A 15,904-nucleotide genomic window follows, 5' to 3' on the forward strand; every position below is an offset into this window, starting at 1 on the left:
CAGACAGGAGGCATGTGAATGGACGGCAGAGATTGGGGATTGTTTCTACTACCGTATGAACAAACCGTTGAGGAACTGAAAGTCAAATTCAAGACGATGCGTGCGGAACTGAAGAAGAGAGAGGAATATGCCCCGATCGAGTTCGTGACCGGACGCGTCAAGAAAATATCGAGCATTCTGGACAAGGCGAAGCGGCTTAACGTTCCAATGGACCAATTGGAGCAAGGGATCGAGGATATCGCCGGTATCCGGATCATGTGCCAGTTCGTCGAGGATATCCGCCGCGTGGCCGAATATATCCGCAAGCGGAAGGATCTGACGGTACTGTATGAAAAAGATTATATTACGAATTATAAAGAAAGCGGCTACCGCAGTTTTCATATGATCGTGGAGTACCCGGTTCAGACGGCGCTTGGTCAAAAACCGGTGCTGGCGGAGATCCAAATCCGCACGCTGGCGATGAATTTCTGGGCGACGATCGAGCATTCGCTCAGCTATAAGTACCGGGAGAGCCTTCCGGAGAACATCCGCAAGCGGCTGCAGACCGCGGCCGAAGCGGCATCTGTGCTGGATAACGAAATGTCGAGCATCCGTGAGGATATCCTTGAGGCGCAGAAGCAGTTTGAGGACGATTCCAACGTGACCTCTACGGTGCTGGCGATGATCCATCAGCTCTACTTCTATCATCTGGTGAACGAGGCGATGGCCTTCCAGGAACGGTTCAATCAAATCTGGTCCCAGACCGAGCCGGGCAAGCCCCATGACATGGAGAGCATGAGACAGCTCCTCGACGAGGTACGGGAACTGATGGCGGCCTATAAGAAAAATTCTATCGACGTATTCTCACAGGAGACAGACCGAGATTAGCGGAAATTTTTCTTGCGATCATGGGATGTTTCAGTATCCCTGAAATCTTACAGCCATGATCTAAAGAAAAACGATCCTTCCGATGAGGCATAACATTCGGATTCAGCCCGCTGCCGATCATGCGCAGCGGGTTGTTTGTATGGACGAGGGCTGATACAATGGGGTCCGGCCAACGATTTTATATTAAAGACAGGATGATGAAGCACATGGCACTTAAGCTGCCGGCTGCCTTTCAGGAACGGATGCGTTCCTTGCTGAAAGAGGAGTATACCGATTTTATGGATTCGTATGACCGTGTGCCGCACAGCGGCATCCGGGTCAATACGCTGAAAATTTCCACAGAAGACCTGCTGTCCATCGCCCCGTGGGATTTGCGGCCGATTCCCTGGTGCGGGACAGGCTTCTATACCGAAGCGAGTGAACGGCCCGGCAGGCATCCGTATTACCATGCGGGCCTTTATTATATCCAGGAGCCAAGCGCAATGGCTCCGGTGGAGCTGCTGGACGTAATGCAGGGAGAGGCCGTACTGGACCTGTGCGCCGCCCCTGGAGGCAAATCGACGCAAATCGCGGCCAAGCTGCGGGGGACAGGCATGCTGGTCTCCAATGATTTGAATGCCGACCGGACCAAGGCGCTGGCCAAAAATATCGAGCTGTACGGCGCCCGCAACGCGGTCGTGCTGAATGAGCATCCCGACCGGATCGCGGAGAAGTTCCCGGCCTTTTTCAATAAGATTCTGATCGACGCCCCTTGCTCGGGCGAGGGGATGTTCCGCAAAGACGAAGCGATGATCAAGGAATGGGACGAAGATTCGCCGCTAAAGTATGCAGACATGCAGCGCGGCATTCTTAGGGCGGCCGCCACCATGCTCAGACCCGGCGGGCGGATCGTGTATTCGACCTGTACGTTTTCCCCGGAGGAAAACGAGGGGATGATAGCGGAATTCGTGGCAGGTCATCCTGAATTCCGCGTGCTTCCGGTCGGAGGAACCGGCTCTTTTGCCGCAGGGGAAACGGATTGGCTGAAGGAACAAGGCTCCGGATTCGGGCATATTCCGGATCAAGTTTGGGAGCAGGTCCGGGGAACGGCCCGGCTGTGGCCGCACCGGATTGAAGGCGAAGGGCATTTCCTGGCTGTCCTGCAGCATGAGGCGGACCCCGAGTCTGCCGCCGAAGCGGAACGGGCCAGAGATGCGCTGCTGAGCAGCACGGCTCCGGCGGAGTCCGCTGACCGGGCTAAGGGCAAGGATCGGCCGACGCGAAACGCCAAGCCCATGAAAGGAAAACCGCCGAAAAAAGGTGCGGGGAACCAGGGCGAAGCCGCACCAACGGACGCGTATGAAGCTTTCATCCGCGAGCATCTCCTTGGCTTCGTGCCGGGGGGCCATACGGTCGTCTACGGCTCCCATATTTATCAATCGCCGCTGCCACCAAGCCTTCTCGACGGGCTGAAGGTCGTCCGCCCGGGCTGGTACATGGGCGATGCCAAGAACGGCCGCTTCGTTCCGGCCCATCCGCTGGCGACGGCGCTGCATCCCGGTGAGTTCATCCGGGTCATCCGGCTGGACTCCGGGAGCGGCGAAGCCGTGCGTTATTTGAAGGGCGAAACGCTGAGCATTCCCCAGGACCGCGTGGAATGCGGAGGCGAAACTTCGCCCAAGGGCTACGCCCTGGTCTGCATCGACGGCTATTCAGCCGGATGGGGCAAGTGGCAGGAGGGCATGCTGAAGAACGAATATCCGGCAGGCTGGAGGTGGACATCCGCATGAGCAAGCAGGGCAGAACGACACTGCGGTTGGACAAAGTGTTAACGCATATGGGATATGGCTCCCGGAGCGATATCAAGAAGAAAATCAAACAGGCGGGGGTTACCGTCAACGGAGTCCGGGCCAAGGACAGCGGCATGCATGTCGATCCGTATAAGGATGACATCCGGATTGACGGGGAACAGGTGCAGTATAAGGAATTTATCTATCTCATGCTGCACAAGCCGCCTGGCGTCGTATCGGCGACCGAGGATACACGGGAACGGACCGTGCTGGATCTGCTGGAACCGGAGCATTTGGCATTCGAGCCGTTTCCGGTCGGGCGGCTGGATAAGGACACGGAAGGCCTGCTGCTGCTCACGAACGACGGCAAGCTGGCGCATGAACTGCTGTCGCCCAAGCGGCATGTCCCCAAAACATACGAGGCCGTCGTATCCGGCGACGTGACGGAAGCCGATGTACAGCAGTTCGCCTCCGGGGTCACGCTGGACGACGGTTATGTTACGCTGCCCGGCGAGCTCACCATTTTGCGCAAAGAGCAGCAGGGGGACGAGGTCGTCTCCTACATCTCCCTTGTGATCCATGAAGGGAAATTTCACCAGGTGAAGCGGATGTTTCAAGCTGTCGGAAAAAAGGTCACCTACCTCAAGCGCGTGCAGATGGGGGCTCTGCAGCTGGACGAAGGCTTGCGCATCGGGACTTACCGTGAGCTGACGGAGGATGAGCTGCTGCAGCTCGGGAAGGATGAAACATCCCGATAACATTGGCATACTACAATAGATCAAAGACCGGCTCGCTTTAAAACAGATACAGATAGAGATATTACGGCAAAGGATGGATGGAGCATGAAATACAAACTGATTGCACTGGATGTCGACGGCACACTGCTTAATGATGAGCATGAAGTAACCGAACAGACGCAGAAGACGATTCAGGAGGCCGCGCGACAAGGCGCTGAAATCGTGCTGTGCACCGGGAGAGGACCGCAAAATTCCATTCCGTTTATGGAACAGATGGGGCTATCTGGCTACGTTATCAGCCATAACGGGGCAGCGACAGTGAAGGTGGATACCCGGGAAGTGGTTCACCAATATGCGATGGACGCCAAGGCGATCGTGCCTTACCTGGATTACTTCCGGAAGGAAGGCGTGCATTTTGACGTTAATACGGCGTTTCAGATGTTCGTCGACGACGTTGAGGGACTGGCTGTGGAAGTACGCAGCATGTATGAAAACTATCTGATGCTGCCTTCGGTTCTGCCGCCGCTGCATGACCTGAGTGATCCGATCGTCAAGGTCACCGCGTTTGGGCAGCCGGACACGATGGACCGGGTACATCAGGACATCGCGGCGTGGACGCCGGAATTTAACATCCTGCGGAGCGGCGAATACTTCGTCGATCTGATGCATCCGGAAGCGTCCAAAGGGAACGCCCTCAAGCAGCTCGCCGAGCGGCGAGGCTACCGGCAGGAAGAGATTCTGGCGATCGGCAACTATTATAACGACATTACGATGCTCACCTACGCTGGCCTGGGCGTAGCGATGGACAACTCGCCGCTGGAGGTTAAGGCCGCAGCTAATGAGGTGACGGCTTCGAACAATGAGGACGGCGTGCACGCGGCGCTGCTGAAATACTGTTTGGCGTAATGAAAAAAAAGAGCCTTCCTACGGCTTCAGCTTGGTACACGCTGGCGTAGGAAGGCTCTTTGCTGTTGATGGCCGGTTGCGAGGCGGCTAGTGCTGCCGCAGGCCCTTGGGCAGGTGGTTCTTGAGCTGCCCGCCGCTGGCCTTGCCCCAGCCGAGCGGCAGGCCGTCCACGGCCGCGAGCACCCAGCCCTTCAGGGAGGCATCGACCTGAAGGGTCTCGCCCCGCAGGTAGGCGGAGACCTGCGGGTCCTCCGCGGCCAGCGTGATGCGCTTGGCCGCCTGCTGCGGGGAGAGAGCCATGGCGAGCGCATGCGCCGGCTCGATCCGGTTTTTCTTGAGGTGGGCCAGATGGAGGCCCGCCCGCGGCACTTTCAGGCCCTGGAGCTGCTGTTCCTGCAGCAGCTCCCCGCCTGGAAGCAGGTACAGCGATTCGCCGAACAGAATCGGCGTACCCGCCGCCGGCAGCGCGAAGTCCGGCAGCTCCTCATCCGCCCAGGCCTGGAACGCCTTCAGCGCAGACTGTGCGTCCTGGAGGCCGGCTCCCGGCTTGCCGTTACCGCTGCGGCCTTTTCTTCGCGGCCGCTGCCGCTCGCTTGGCGAGGCCTCCAGGGTGTGCCCGCCGCCGCTGGGTTCTCCCCGTTTCTGGAGGAGGGCGACAAAATGCCCTTCCCCCGCATCGCGATGCGGCCACAGCCGCTTCATGGCGATGATTTCCATATCGGCATAATGAGCCGTAAAGCGCTCCATCATGTCTTCATTTTCGCTGCGGTTAAACGTGCAGGTTGAATAAGCCATACTACCGCCGGGTTTCAGCATGGCGTATGCCTCCTGCAAAATATCCCACTGCCGGGCGGCGCACAGCTCGACCAGCTGCGGCGTCCATTCCGCGATCGCCCCGGAGTCCTTGCGGAACATGCCTTCGCCCGAGCATGGGGCGTCCAGCATGATCCGGTCAAAAGCCTGCGGGAAACGGTGCGACAGCTCGTCCGGCGCCGCGCTTGTAACCACAGCGTTAGTAACGCCCATACGCTCGATGTTCTCGGCCAAAATTTTCGCCCGTTCCGGGTGGATTTCGTTCGAGACGAGCAGCCCTTCGCCCTTCATTTTCGAGGCGATATGGGTACTCTTGCCGCCCGGCGCCGCGGCCAGGTCCAGGATCGTCTCGCCGGGCTGCGGATCGAGCAGCTCCACAGCCGACATGGCCGACGGTTCCTGGATGTAATATAAGCCGGCCGTGTGGTACGGATGCTTGCCGGGCCGGACGTTCTCCCCGTAATAGTAGCCGGTGCTGCACCAGGGAACCGGGGTCAAGTCAAACTCCCGGATGACGGCCTCCTTCAGCTGCGGCACGCCCGCAAGCTTTAAGCCGTTGAACCTGAGCCCATGCGTTCTCGGCCGCTCGTAGCTGTCAAGAAATGCTTCGGTATCGCTTCCCAGCAGGGGTTCCATCTGTCTGACAAAAGCTGCGGGGAGTTCCTGTTTGCCCATTCGTTATATACTCCTTTATTCAACATCATCATGGATGTGGTTTCTATGTATTCGTGCTTTCCGCCGAAGGGGAGGTCCCGACGGCTGCCGGCGGATTTGAAGATCGGTATGCGGTCACTTTATTTTTGCCTGTCGTCTTTGAGCGGTACATGGCCTGATCTGCCTGCGAAATGAGCGTACCGGCGTTCGTGCCTGCACGAAGGACGCTGTATCCGACGCTTAGGGTCACGATCGTTTCGGCTTCGACCCGGGCCCGGATTTGCTCGGCGATCCGGCTGACTTTGGCCCTTTTATCGACGATGAGGGCAACCAGCTCTTCGCCCCCGTACCGCCCGGCCAGGCCTGCTCCGTCGACTTCCTCCTCGATGATGGCGGCCACCTGCTTCAGCACCTGATCCGCTCTGGCATGGCCTTCGGTATCGTTCAGCTTCTTGAAATTATCGATGTCGCAGAAGATCAGCGAGACCTTCAGCCCTTGATCCACGTAACGGTTCAGCTGCCTCGTAAAGAAGCGGCGGTTGTATAAATTGGTCAAGCCGTCGGTAATGGAGGAACGGTAGATCGACTGCATTTGCTCCACGATCCGCGTAAACAAAATAAAAAAGAGGAGCGTGTAAAACAAGAGCGGCAGCCAGATCCAGATCGCCGGAATCCAGGTCTTTTCCAGGGGGATGAGGTTGTTCAGCAGATGGACCAAAATGTAGACGAAATAGACGGCCAAACCGGCGGTATATTTCTTGCGCTGGCCGACCCGCGGCGCCATGCCGAATAGCCCTATCATTACGGTGCCCAATTGGCACAGGTCTATATAACCCGCCTGCCAGCTTCCGGTCCCTTCCAGAAAACCGGGAGACAGGAGCGGAACGACATACAGAAGCGCCATGACGATCAGGAGCGCCCGCAGCCTTCGGTTCATCCGGTGGTACAGCTGGTACACGGCGAAGTTCAGGAGGAGGAAGGAGAAGGCCTGAAGCCAATCGGCTCCTTCTGGGTAACTCCCTTGCCTAGGCGATCCGGAGAAGGCGAAATGGATGTTCACCCCTTCGTATGCCATAATGAACAAAAAGGCCGCCACCATATAGAGATAGGCTTTTTTGCGCTGCCTGCTGTACATCGTGAGACAAATCAGCAGCATGATGAGTATGATATATAAACCTGATGCGGCGGCAATCCCCGGTACAATGGGGGATAAGAATGAAGAGTAGGGCATGGATCGTTCTCCTGCTCTCTTGAATATTCTTTGGATCAGCGGTTTTACTTTACTGAAACATATGTTCTAATATATCATAATTTACAAGATGCCGAAAAGCTAAGAGACCTACAGAAAGGGGTGGTTTTCCCATTATGAGATTGTTACAGGCCCTCTTTTTCCCACCCGAGCAGCCGGGCGGAGTATCCTCCATGATTCCCTATATGCAGGAGCGATTCCAATCATCAAGATGGGATATGGAGCTGTTTTGGCTTCCTAAACGGATCCGCAACAAGGGGCATGAGGAGGTCGTGTTTGACACCTTCGATTGGACCGAGTTCAAGGACTACCCTGTCGTTCAAAAATATATTCAGACGTACAAGGATTACTTGTGGTGGACGCGTCTGCGGATCCAGAAGCCGTATGACCTGATCCACGCGCACCATCCCATCGCCGGGTTGGCCGCCAAGCAGGTTTTTCCCGATACACCGTTAATTCAGACCATTCACTCCAGTTATGAACGGGAATTAATATTGAACGGACGCATTAAGGACGGTGGGCCGGAGCATCGGTTCCTCGTATCGCTGTATCGGGAGCTGGAGCAGAAGAGCCAGCGCATGCTGACGGTTTCCCGGTCGTTCGCCGGCTATTTATCGGACTATGTGGACTATCCGGATAAGATTGGGGTCATTCCGAACGGTTTTGACGAAAAGCGGTTCAAGCCGGTTCCCCATGAGAACGAGGTGCCGCAGCTGATTACGGTCTGCCGCCTGGTACCCGCCAAGGGGCTGGATATTTTGCTGAAGGCCTGCGCCGAGCTTAAGAAAAAGGGTCATGACTACGTGCTGCACATCATCGGAGACGGACCGTTCCGTACGGAACTGGAGAGCCTTGCCAAAGAACTTGGCATCTATAACGAAACTATTTTCTATGGATACACGCTGCATCCGGAAGAGTTTATGCCGTTTTTTGATATTTTCGTGCTCCCTTCCAGAGCGGAAGCCTTTGGTTCGGTCTTTGCGGAAGCGGCGCTCAGCTGCCTGGCCCTGGTAGGAACCGACGTGGGCGGAATTCCGGAGCAGATCGAAGACGGAGTGAACGGCCTGCTCGTGCCGCCGGAGGACCCGATCGCGCTCTGCGAAGCGCTTGAGAAGGTCATCACCGACCCGATGTACCGCTACGATCTCGCCCGTACGGCCTGGGATAAGGCGAAGAGCCAATATTCTCTGACGCATGCGGTGAATGAACTGAAGAAAATTTATTTATCTTATCAAAAGGTATAACGTGCTGGCCGTTCAACACAAAGAGGCAGGTGCTGAGATATTCAGCTCCCGCCTTTTTTCTATTTCATAGCTCGGTCATTTGGATATGAACATCAGCTTCAGCACCAATATTAGGCACAGCGCGCCGATAATCGGGTACAGCACAGACAGCAGGGAGCTGAATCCGATCTGGCTCAGCAGAAAGCAGATGAACATGACACAGACGATCAGAAGTTTTGGCGGCAAAGGAATGTGCTGCTGCAGCTGAAGGGTGACTCCGTAGATGTCGGCGACGAAGGTGCTGAAAATCTCTAAAAAGATCAGCATCACATAAATCAGCTGGATCACGGTGCCCAGGTTGCTGGCGATGCTGCCCATCGGGATTTCGTACTGCCGGATGCCCGGCATGTGGGCGGACATGGCAACATGCGCGGCCAGCAGCATGAACCCGACGCCGACGCCCCCCAGAATGCCTCCCCATTTAACCACCGTATGGCTGTCCGTCTTGCTTCCAAGGGGGACCAGCACCGCTTGGGCCATAACGAGATTGAAGGCTGTATACAGGAGCGGAGAGGTCCATACCGCCGTAAAATGATGGTCGGTCGTAATCCGCAGGAAGCTGTCTGCCCCCGGCATACGGATCGTATTGAAAATAATGGCCAAAGACAACGTCAGCATCAAGGGGACGACAATGCTGTTCATCTGCACGATGGCGTTCATTCCCCGGGTGAGCAAGACATAGGATCCGACCAGAGTGATGATCAGGCCTGTCTGATAATGAAGGTTTAAATGCTCGACGAAAACGGAGCCGGCTCCCGCCAACATGACGCTGTTTACACAGACGAGCACGAACATCATCACGATGCTGATCACTCCCCCGGCCCGGTCCCCGAACAAATGCTTGTTGAAATCCTCATAGGATCTGGCCGATATCCGCCGTGAAATGATCATAATCTTGGTCCCAAGCCAAATAAACAGGGCGGTGGACAGCAGAATCGTCAGCGTCGCCCATTTGCCGTATTGGGTAAAAAACTGCAGGATCTCCTGTCCGGTCGCAAAGCCTGCACCCACAATGGTTCCGATATATGTAAAAGCAATTTGAAGCACCCTGATCCCGTTCTTCATCGTTCTCCTCCCTGCTGCAGGCAGTCCGGTTTGTGTCCTGCCTGTACTACAGGTTATGATGATTAGAGGTAGGACATGACTGGAACCTGTCCATGTTTCATGAAGGCAGTCCATCAGGCGTTTCCCGGGAGCGGCTGCGTTCGAATGGACGAATAGATACACCGATAGGAAAGAGAGGCTTTGGTATGGCAGGGATTACCTTTTACATTGCCCATTTCGGGTATGCCGCCATGTACTTTTTGCTGGCCCTGGGCATTCTGGGTATTCCGGTGCCTGACGAAACGCTGATTGTTGCTTTCGGGGGGATGGCCGCGAGGGGTGAGTTCAACTTTGCCGGCGCGCTGGCCGTCACTTTTCTGGGAAGCATGACCGGGATGATGATCAGCTATTCTCTTGGACGCCTGGTCGGGGAACCTCTGCTTCACCGGTATGGAAAATGGGTAAGAATGACTCCGGAGCGGCTGGCTGGGGCGGAGAAGTGGTTCAGGCGTTATGGATCACTAAGCATTATCGTCGGCTACTTCTTGCCGGGACTCCGGCATTTATCTTCGTATATCGCGGGGACGACGAAACTTCCTGTCAAGGCTTATGTGGTGTATGCGGGAGCAGGTGCCGCCTTGTGGTGCACCATCTTTATGCTGATCGGACATGCTGTTGGATATCATTGGAACGAAATTGCCGGGAGGATGACGCACACCACGGTCCGGATCGGGCTGCTTGCGGCCCTTCTTGCACTCGGAACGGCCGTCTGTTTATTTCGGTGGAAGAAACGCTGACATTTGAAGTTATGTATGGAGTTTCCCCTTGAAGTGGGAGCCCAAGATATGTTACTTTTACGTCAAAGGAACGGCGTAGGGGGCTATTGAAATGGATAAGTTAAAAGAACGAATTTTACAAGAAGGCGTCATCGTTTCGGATCAGGTGCTGAACTTGGACGGTCTGCTTAATCACCAGGTGGATCCGCAGCTGACGATGGAGATGGGAAAAGAGTTTGCATCCCGGTTTGCTGAAGCCGGTGTGACCCGGGTCGTTACCGTGGAATCGTCCGGGATTGCGGTGGCCTTTGCGACGGCTTACGAGCTTGGCGTGCCGCTGGTGTTCGCCCGCCGCAAGAAGACGCTGCTGGCCGATCCGGACGCTCTTTGCGAACGGGTTCCTTCGTTTACCAAAGGGATCGTGACGGATATTATGCTGTCGCGTCATTATATCAGCGAACAGGATAAAGTGCTCTTTATCGATGACATCATCGCAAACGGAGATGCTGCGCGGGGGCTTATCAAAATTATCGAACGCTCCGGCGCGGAATTGGTCGGCCTTGGTGTCGTCATAGAGAAGTGCTTTCAGGCAGGGGCCCGGACCATCCGGGAGCAGGGCATAAGTATTGAACCGCTCGTCCGTATCCAGTCGCTCGAAGGCGGCGTCATCACTTTTGCCGATTAACCCCGGGATGAAAGCCCGTTTCGCCGCATTTTCCGCGGATAAATCGAAACAATTTCTTTCAACCGGCCGTCTTTTGGCTTATAATATGTATTAGATGATCATGAGGGGAGGCAGCACAATGGGGAAAGAACCGGTAACCGAACAGTATTTCATTGATAAATTGGCCAAAGCAAAGGATCACTTTGAAAGAGCGCTTGATTGCAAGCATACCGAATTCGATGACCTCTATCCCTATATTATAGAGCATCCTCAGTTTTTTTGGTATAAACGTTACGTGGCCTGGTCAGAACTGCTGACCATCGTGGGCATGTGTGATGAGCTAGACTTCTCCTGGAAGGAATTGTTTACCCCTCATCAAGTTGAATATCTGGAAAAACGAGTGATGTCGTCGACGGTGCTCGATTATTGGTACGAGAAGAACGACAGTAAAGAACACGCACAACGTTAATTGCTGAGCGTCACCGAGAGGTTCAGTTGATTAATATACACACCTTTATACCAACACATTCAGGATCAGCGGCCGATTGGCTGCTGGTCCTTTCTTATAATATCAGAAAAGTGTAAACGCCAGAGCATTGCTTCCTGATATTGCAAGAAAAATTACCTTTTAACGCGGTCTGTCTTCTTTGAAGGTACGTCGATAGAGGTTTTCTTAATCATGCGGGATGACTTTAACGAAAAATGCCATTGAACCCGCTCAGTCTTGTGTATAATAAAGGTCGGTAAACACCGATTCCATTGTAAGATATGCGGGAAAAGCATATACTTATCCATATTCATTACATGAAGAGATTGCTTCAGAATCAAAGGAGGATTGGAGATGATCAGCGATGAGGAATTGGATGCATACCGCCAATCCGGAGAGCAGGTCCGGGTGGTTCGCGACGGCATCGAAAGCAATGATGTAACCGGGATTGTTGTAGCTTGGGACGGCAGCCAGGTGCTGATCCGCCGCCGCAACCGCAAAGTGGTCAAGCTGGACCGGAACTACTTGTTCCAGCCTGCGAGCGCTCCGCGTCAAAGCCCTCTGGAATAATAGCAGAGCCGTCTGGTTCGGTTCCCCTTGGTTCATATCGGGGGACTCCAGGCGGCTCTTATGGTTTGGAGCCCTCCTGAAAATAGGGAGCAGCGGGGTGGTCCATATGGTGAGTAAAAGAAGAGACGGGAAGGAGAGAACGGTCTTCGGGAGAGAAAGGATCCAGCCCGAGATAAACTCTCATCCGGACGAGCATCTCGTTACGAAAAGCCGGCCAGAGGATATTCATTTCGTCGGTATAGCCTCTGCAGGAATATTCCGCCCTGACCCCGGTATCATCTTGTAAGATTCGCAGGATCCGGATCTTGCGTCTTCTCATTTCCCGCTTGACTTCAGCGAGCAGCGTGCCGGCCTGCCGGTCGCCGTTCACAATCAGTTCCGAATACAACTGGGGCGTCTTGAATACGCCGCTCTCCTCCATAATCCGAATGTCCCGTTCGAAAACTTTATGAATAAAAATCAGGAGCAGATAACTCTTAATCAGCGATGCCTCTTCCGACGTCATGCCGGGTGCTGCCATACATATCACCACCTGTACGAACTTATGTTCTTATTTTACCCGCAAATGCTTGGATTATTCAATAGATAGGAACTGGAAATTGTTCAGAATGAAGAGGAGATTAAACTTTTTTTGAAAAAGTGTTGACTATACCTGTCCAGCATGGTATGATCTATCTTGTCGCCGCGAAAGATTGAATCTTTCAAAGAGTGACCGACCGATTTGCGGTCGTGGCGGAATTGGCAGACGCGCACGGTTCAGGTCCGTGTGGGCTAACCCCCCGTGGAGGTTCGAGTCCTCTCGACCGCATACATACATAAGGCGTTCCCGTTTTGAACAGCGGGGGACGCCTTTTTGTGTTATTTGTTATTTCCCGTAACTTTCCTGAGGGGGGAGTAGCGGGGATTTTTGCTATACATAATTCCTCCAACTTCCTCAAACAATGAAACCACATCGTGGAGATACCGAGTAAAGGAGGAAGTTGCTTGAGTACATCATCTTTCAATAAGCTGCATCACGGCTGGCGGAATATTGCGGCAGCGGGACTGGCGCTTACGGTTGCGCTTTCTGGTCAAACCGCCTTCGCGGATGGGGAACGATCACTGGCGGCGGAGCGGGTCTTCAACGAGCAAGCGGAGCAGCCCGCGGCAGACAAGCGGCAAAGTGACATGAAGCCGGATAAAAAGGTTGCGATCATCATCGACGACTTCGGGAACGGGCAAGGGGGAACCGAAGAAATGCTGTCCCTGCCGATCAAGCTGACCGTGGCCATCATGCCGTTTCTTCCTACCAGTAAAACCGACGCGGAGCTGGCCCATAAGCAGGGGCATGACGTCATTGTCCATATGCCGATGGAGCCCAAGCAGGGAAATCCCAAGTGGCTGGGTCCCGGCGCCATTACCTCCAATATGAGCAATGAGGAGATTCGCCAACGGGTGGAGGAGGCCATCGACAACGTGCCGTATGCGGTCGGCATGAACAATCATATGGGATCGAAGATTACCGGAGACGAACGGATCATGTCCATCGTGCTGGAGGTCTGTCGCGAGCGTGGGTTGTTCTTCGTGGACAGCAAGACCAACTACCATTCCGTTGTCGGAAAGCTGGCCGTTCAGATGGGAATGCCTCCGGTGGCCAATAACATATTTCTGGACGACCGGCACACCGTCAGCCATGTCAGCAAACAAATGAAAGCCGTTGAAACCTGGGCGAGCGAACATCAGAACTGTGTAACGATCGGGCATGTCGGCGTGCAGGGGAAAAAGACGGCGGAGGCCATTCGCCAAAGCATCACCGGTATGCAGAATTCCGTATCTTTTGTAGGAATCAGCGATCTCGTCCGGGATATCTGGGATTGGAAGCCGGCGCCTATATTGCCGTCAAATAATAGTTGATTCCGTTCGCGATGGCCTGCGCGATCTTGAGCTGCCCGCGCCGATTGCACAGCATCGCCCGGTCTGCGGCATTGCTGAGAAATCCGGTCTCTACGATAACCGCAGGATCTTTGACCTGGTTCAGCAGGTAAAACGGGCTTCCCAGCCGGATGCTTCCCTTCGTCTGGTACAGCGGGTTAAGCTGCTGCTGAATGCTGTCCGCGAGCAGGACGCTGCGCCCTTCGTTCTGGTGAAGCACAAGCGCCCCGTGCTTTGAAGGATTGCGGCCCCAATTGACGTGAAGACTCACGACGATCAGGGTCGGCAGCTGATGGCTTAGTTCCTTGCGCTGCGCGAGATCGCGTTTATGGCGGGAAGAGCTGCGGAGCCAGTGATTGTCGTCGCTGAGGGCGTAATCAGCCGTCCGGTTCAAGACCGCGTCGTACCCCTGGCTGCGCAGCAGCATAAACAGCTTCTGGGCGATGGCGAGGTTAATGTCCTTTTCCAGAATGTTCTGAAATGAAGTCCCTCCGTCGACACCGCCATGTCCTGCATCCACGATAATAACTTCATGCGGAAAAGCCGGATGCTCCGGATAGGCGTTCGTACTTTGGTCACCAGGGCCTGCGGCCCAAGCGGACGAGCTGCCTGCGCACAACATTGCCGGGATCAGGAGGAAGGCGGCGATCAAGCTTTTGATAGGCATAGAGGATGGCCCTCCTTTCGATAAACGGGATTTGAGCGAAAAATTGATGTCGAAGTTAGAATGTGCAATAAACGGTAAAAAATGCACCGTCCGCATTCCTCCGTTTAGATTACAGTATCTCTGTGCAAACTAAGAGCATAGCAGAGCTGTAATTTGGCATTGTGGGAGGAATGGAAATGGCCAGTGGAGATGAACTTGTAAAATACATTACAGAGCGCGTCGTCAACTACATGGAAACACCCAAGGAAGAACGAAGGAAGCAAAAATATAAAGAGCCGTGGACGGTCAAATGGTTCGGCATGATCCCGTTCGGATTGTCCCAATGGGGAGGCCGGGCGGCTGACAAACGCCATCCCAAGCGGCGAAAAATCAAGATGCGGAATCTTCATGACTGAACGAAAATGAAAGAAGGCGGACCTCGTGTGGATACGAGGTCCGCTTCTTTTTTGGGTAGGAAATGCGATAAGGGCAGGAACAGCTAATCATGCAGCGGATCTAGGGGCGGGCATGAAATTCTCCGGCAGCCATCAGCATGGAGACAGGGAGGTATCGGGTTCCGGCACGTCCCGTGGCCGCGTAGCTGACCGCAGGAGCGTTTGAGGCCGGGGACCATGTCTGAATCCCGCTTACCGCAAACGGCGCCCCATAGGACGCGTTACGGCCGGGAGCGGTGAAGATCAGGCTGCTGCCGGATGCGACTGCTTTCAGCAGATCGTCTCCGCGGCGGATGTTCAGCCGAGGGGAGGTCATCCAGAGCAGGTCGTCATAAGGATCGTTGCCATCTATCTTCGCAGCAGGTGACGATGCCTCGAGCCGGAGACCGTTCTGATTGGTAACGACTGCCGTCTTAGAAACGGAGGCGGTGCTGGCGGAAACGGCATTTGCCGGCAGAAGCTCCAAGGTCAGCGCATTGATGTACATGGCCGGCTTGCCGGTCAGGGTCACTTTCCAAACCGGCAGCATTGCCGAATATTGAGCTTGGATTTGAACGTTTGCGGGGAGGCCGGGGTGATCGGGAATAAGGCCATCCTCAGCCAACCGGTCATGGAGCGCATCGCTGCTGTAAGGGATGGCTGGACCGCTGCCGTACTCGCTGAGCATATACCCGCCTTCCTCCCTAGCGGTGAATATTAAATATCCCAGCTGCTTGCTATCCTTTGAAACGATCGCAAGCCAGCTGTGGGTGCCGGGCCCTAGCGGGTAATAGTCGATGGCGGCGCCGTCCCACTGCTGAAACTCGGACTGCGCGGACAGCTCGCGGACGACGGAGCCGGCAAAGCTCTCCAGCGGCGCGGGCACTGCCTGCATGTCCGATCCCGATGCGATTCGAAGCAAGGCCGTCCGCGCTGGGCTTGCCGCCTTGGCGGCAGCGATGCCGACCGCTGCGGCCGATTGCGGGACCGCAGAACCCCATGCCGGCCAGGCGCAGCTGACGGCACAGGTCAACGCCGTCATTTTTAAAGCGAGAGATACCATCCTCACCACATTCACCCTCCTCGATTTCAGA

17 protein-coding genes and 1 tRNA gene are annotated in these 15,904 nt (G+C 55.0%); 12 read left to right on the plus strand and 6 right to left on the minus strand.

All coding sequences use genetic code 11. The features are described 5' to 3' along the window. Window positions 1-18: 18 nt before the first annotated feature. From ABID47_RS10520 to ABID47_RS10535, 4 genes are all read left to right on the plus strand, one after another. Window positions 19-867 (plus strand): GTP pyrophosphokinase, encoded by an 849-nt coding sequence (locus ABID47_RS10520; protein ID WP_251673756.1) that lies wholly within the window; start codon window positions 19-21, stop codon window positions 865-867. Window positions 868-1,073: 206 nt separating this feature from the next. Beyond that, a complete protein-coding gene (locus tag ABID47_RS10525) occupies window positions 1,074-2,636 on the plus strand; it encodes an RsmB/NOP family class I SAM-dependent RNA methyltransferase (protein ID WP_354496445.1) in 1,563 nt (520 codons plus the stop codon). Next, on the plus strand, window positions 2,633-3,394 hold the full coding sequence (locus ABID47_RS10530; RefSeq protein WP_354496447.1) for a pseudouridine synthase: 762 nt from the start codon (window positions 2,633-2,635) through the stop codon (window positions 3,392-3,394). Before ABID47_RS10525 ends, ABID47_RS10530 begins: the two co-directional genes overlap by 4 nt. Window positions 3,395-3,478: 84 nt before the next feature. Beyond that, a complete protein-coding gene (locus tag ABID47_RS10535) occupies window positions 3,479-4,279 on the plus strand; it encodes a Cof-type HAD-IIB family hydrolase (protein WP_145947161.1) in 801 nt (266 codons plus the stop codon). 87 nt (window positions 4,280-4,366) lie between these two features. On the opposite strand, the gene ABID47_RS10540 is transcribed toward ABID47_RS10535, so the two are convergent. After that, on the minus strand, window positions 4,367-5,767 hold the full coding sequence (locus tag ABID47_RS10540; RefSeq protein WP_354496449.1) for an RsmB/NOP family class I SAM-dependent RNA methyltransferase: 1,401 nt from the start codon (window positions 5,765-5,767) through the stop codon (window positions 4,367-4,369). A gap of 43 nt (window positions 5,768-5,810) precedes the next feature. Beyond that, window positions 5,811-6,977, minus strand: coding sequence for a GGDEF domain-containing protein (locus ABID47_RS10545; RefSeq protein ID WP_354496451.1), 1,167 nt, complete (start codon window positions 6,975-6,977; stop codon window positions 5,811-5,813). A 134-nt stretch (window positions 6,978-7,111) separates the two neighbouring features. Here ABID47_RS10545 and ABID47_RS10550 point away from each other — a divergent pair, with 134 nt between their 5' ends. Further along, window positions 7,112-8,239: a glycosyltransferase family 4 protein gene (locus tag ABID47_RS10550; RefSeq protein ID WP_354496453.1), complete on the plus strand. Its 1,128-nt coding sequence runs from the start codon at window positions 7,112-7,114 to the stop codon at window positions 8,237-8,239. Window positions 8,240-8,314: 75 nt separating this feature from the next. Here ABID47_RS10550 and ABID47_RS10555 read toward each other — a convergent pair whose 3' ends face one another. Further along, complete coding sequence (locus ABID47_RS10555; protein ID WP_354496455.1) at window positions 8,315-9,343, minus strand: YkvI family membrane protein; 1,029 nt, start codon at window positions 9,341-9,343, stop codon at window positions 8,315-8,317. 185 nt (window positions 9,344-9,528) lie between these two features. Here ABID47_RS10555 and ABID47_RS10560 point away from each other — a divergent pair, with 185 nt between their 5' ends. From ABID47_RS10560 to ABID47_RS10575, 4 genes are all read left to right on the plus strand, one after another. Beyond that, on the plus strand, window positions 9,529-10,119 hold the full coding sequence (locus ABID47_RS10560; RefSeq protein ID WP_354496457.1) for a DedA family protein: 591 nt from the start codon (window positions 9,529-9,531) through the stop codon (window positions 10,117-10,119). A 91-nt stretch (window positions 10,120-10,210) separates the two neighbouring features. After that, on the plus strand, window positions 10,211-10,783 hold the full coding sequence (locus ABID47_RS10565; RefSeq protein WP_076170214.1) for a xanthine phosphoribosyltransferase: 573 nt from the start codon (window positions 10,211-10,213) through the stop codon (window positions 10,781-10,783). 118 nt (window positions 10,784-10,901) lie between these two features. Then, the gene (locus ABID47_RS10570) at window positions 10,902-11,231 is read left to right on the plus strand and encodes a hypothetical protein (protein ID WP_076170213.1); all 330 of its coding nucleotides are present in this window, start codon (window positions 10,902-10,904) and stop codon (window positions 11,229-11,231) included. Window positions 11,232-11,603: 372 nt separating this feature from the next. Beyond that, window positions 11,604-11,819: a hypothetical protein gene (locus ABID47_RS10575; protein ID WP_076170212.1), complete on the plus strand. Its 216-nt coding sequence runs from the start codon at window positions 11,604-11,606 to the stop codon at window positions 11,817-11,819. A 58-nt stretch (window positions 11,820-11,877) separates the two neighbouring features. Here ABID47_RS10575 and ABID47_RS10580 read toward each other — a convergent pair whose 3' ends face one another. Beyond that, complete coding sequence (locus ABID47_RS10580) at window positions 11,878-12,339, minus strand: hypothetical protein (protein ID WP_076170211.1); 462 nt, start codon at window positions 12,337-12,339, stop codon at window positions 11,878-11,880. Between the two features lie 203 nt (window positions 12,340-12,542). On the opposite strand from ABID47_RS10580, the gene ABID47_RS10585 reads away from it, so the two are divergent. Continuing rightward, window positions 12,543-12,627: transfer RNA gene (locus ABID47_RS10585), tRNA-Leu, on the plus strand. Window positions 12,628-12,803: 176 nt separating this feature from the next. Continuing rightward, window positions 12,804-13,712 (plus strand): divergent polysaccharide deacetylase family protein, encoded by a 909-nt coding sequence (locus ABID47_RS10590; protein ID WP_354496461.1) that lies wholly within the window; start codon window positions 12,804-12,806, stop codon window positions 13,710-13,712. Here the strand turns inward: ABID47_RS10590 and ABID47_RS10595 are convergent. Then, window positions 13,687-14,397, minus strand: a complete 711-nt coding sequence (locus ABID47_RS10595) for an N-acetylmuramoyl-L-alanine amidase (protein WP_354496463.1) — start codon at window positions 14,395-14,397, stop codon at window positions 13,687-13,689. The genes ABID47_RS10590 and ABID47_RS10595 overlap by 26 nt on opposite strands. A 176-nt stretch (window positions 14,398-14,573) precedes the next feature. Between ABID47_RS10595 and ABID47_RS10600 the strand changes: the two genes are divergently transcribed. Then, on the plus strand, window positions 14,574-14,792 hold the full coding sequence (locus tag ABID47_RS10600) for a YqzE family protein (RefSeq protein WP_116232477.1): 219 nt from the start codon (window positions 14,574-14,576) through the stop codon (window positions 14,790-14,792). Between the two features lie 100 nt (window positions 14,793-14,892). Here the strand turns inward: ABID47_RS10600 and ABID47_RS10605 are convergent, their stop codons facing one another. Then, on the minus strand, window positions 14,893-15,879 hold the full coding sequence (locus tag ABID47_RS10605) for a hypothetical protein (protein ID WP_354496465.1): 987 nt from the start codon (window positions 15,877-15,879) through the stop codon (window positions 14,893-14,895). Between the last annotated feature and the right edge of the window lie 25 nt (window positions 15,880-15,904).

The organism is Paenibacillus favisporus (assembly GCF_040545415.1).
GTDB classification, from domain to species: domain Bacteria; phylum Bacillota; class Bacilli; order Paenibacillales; family Paenibacillaceae; genus Paenibacillus_AQ; species Paenibacillus_AQ favisporus.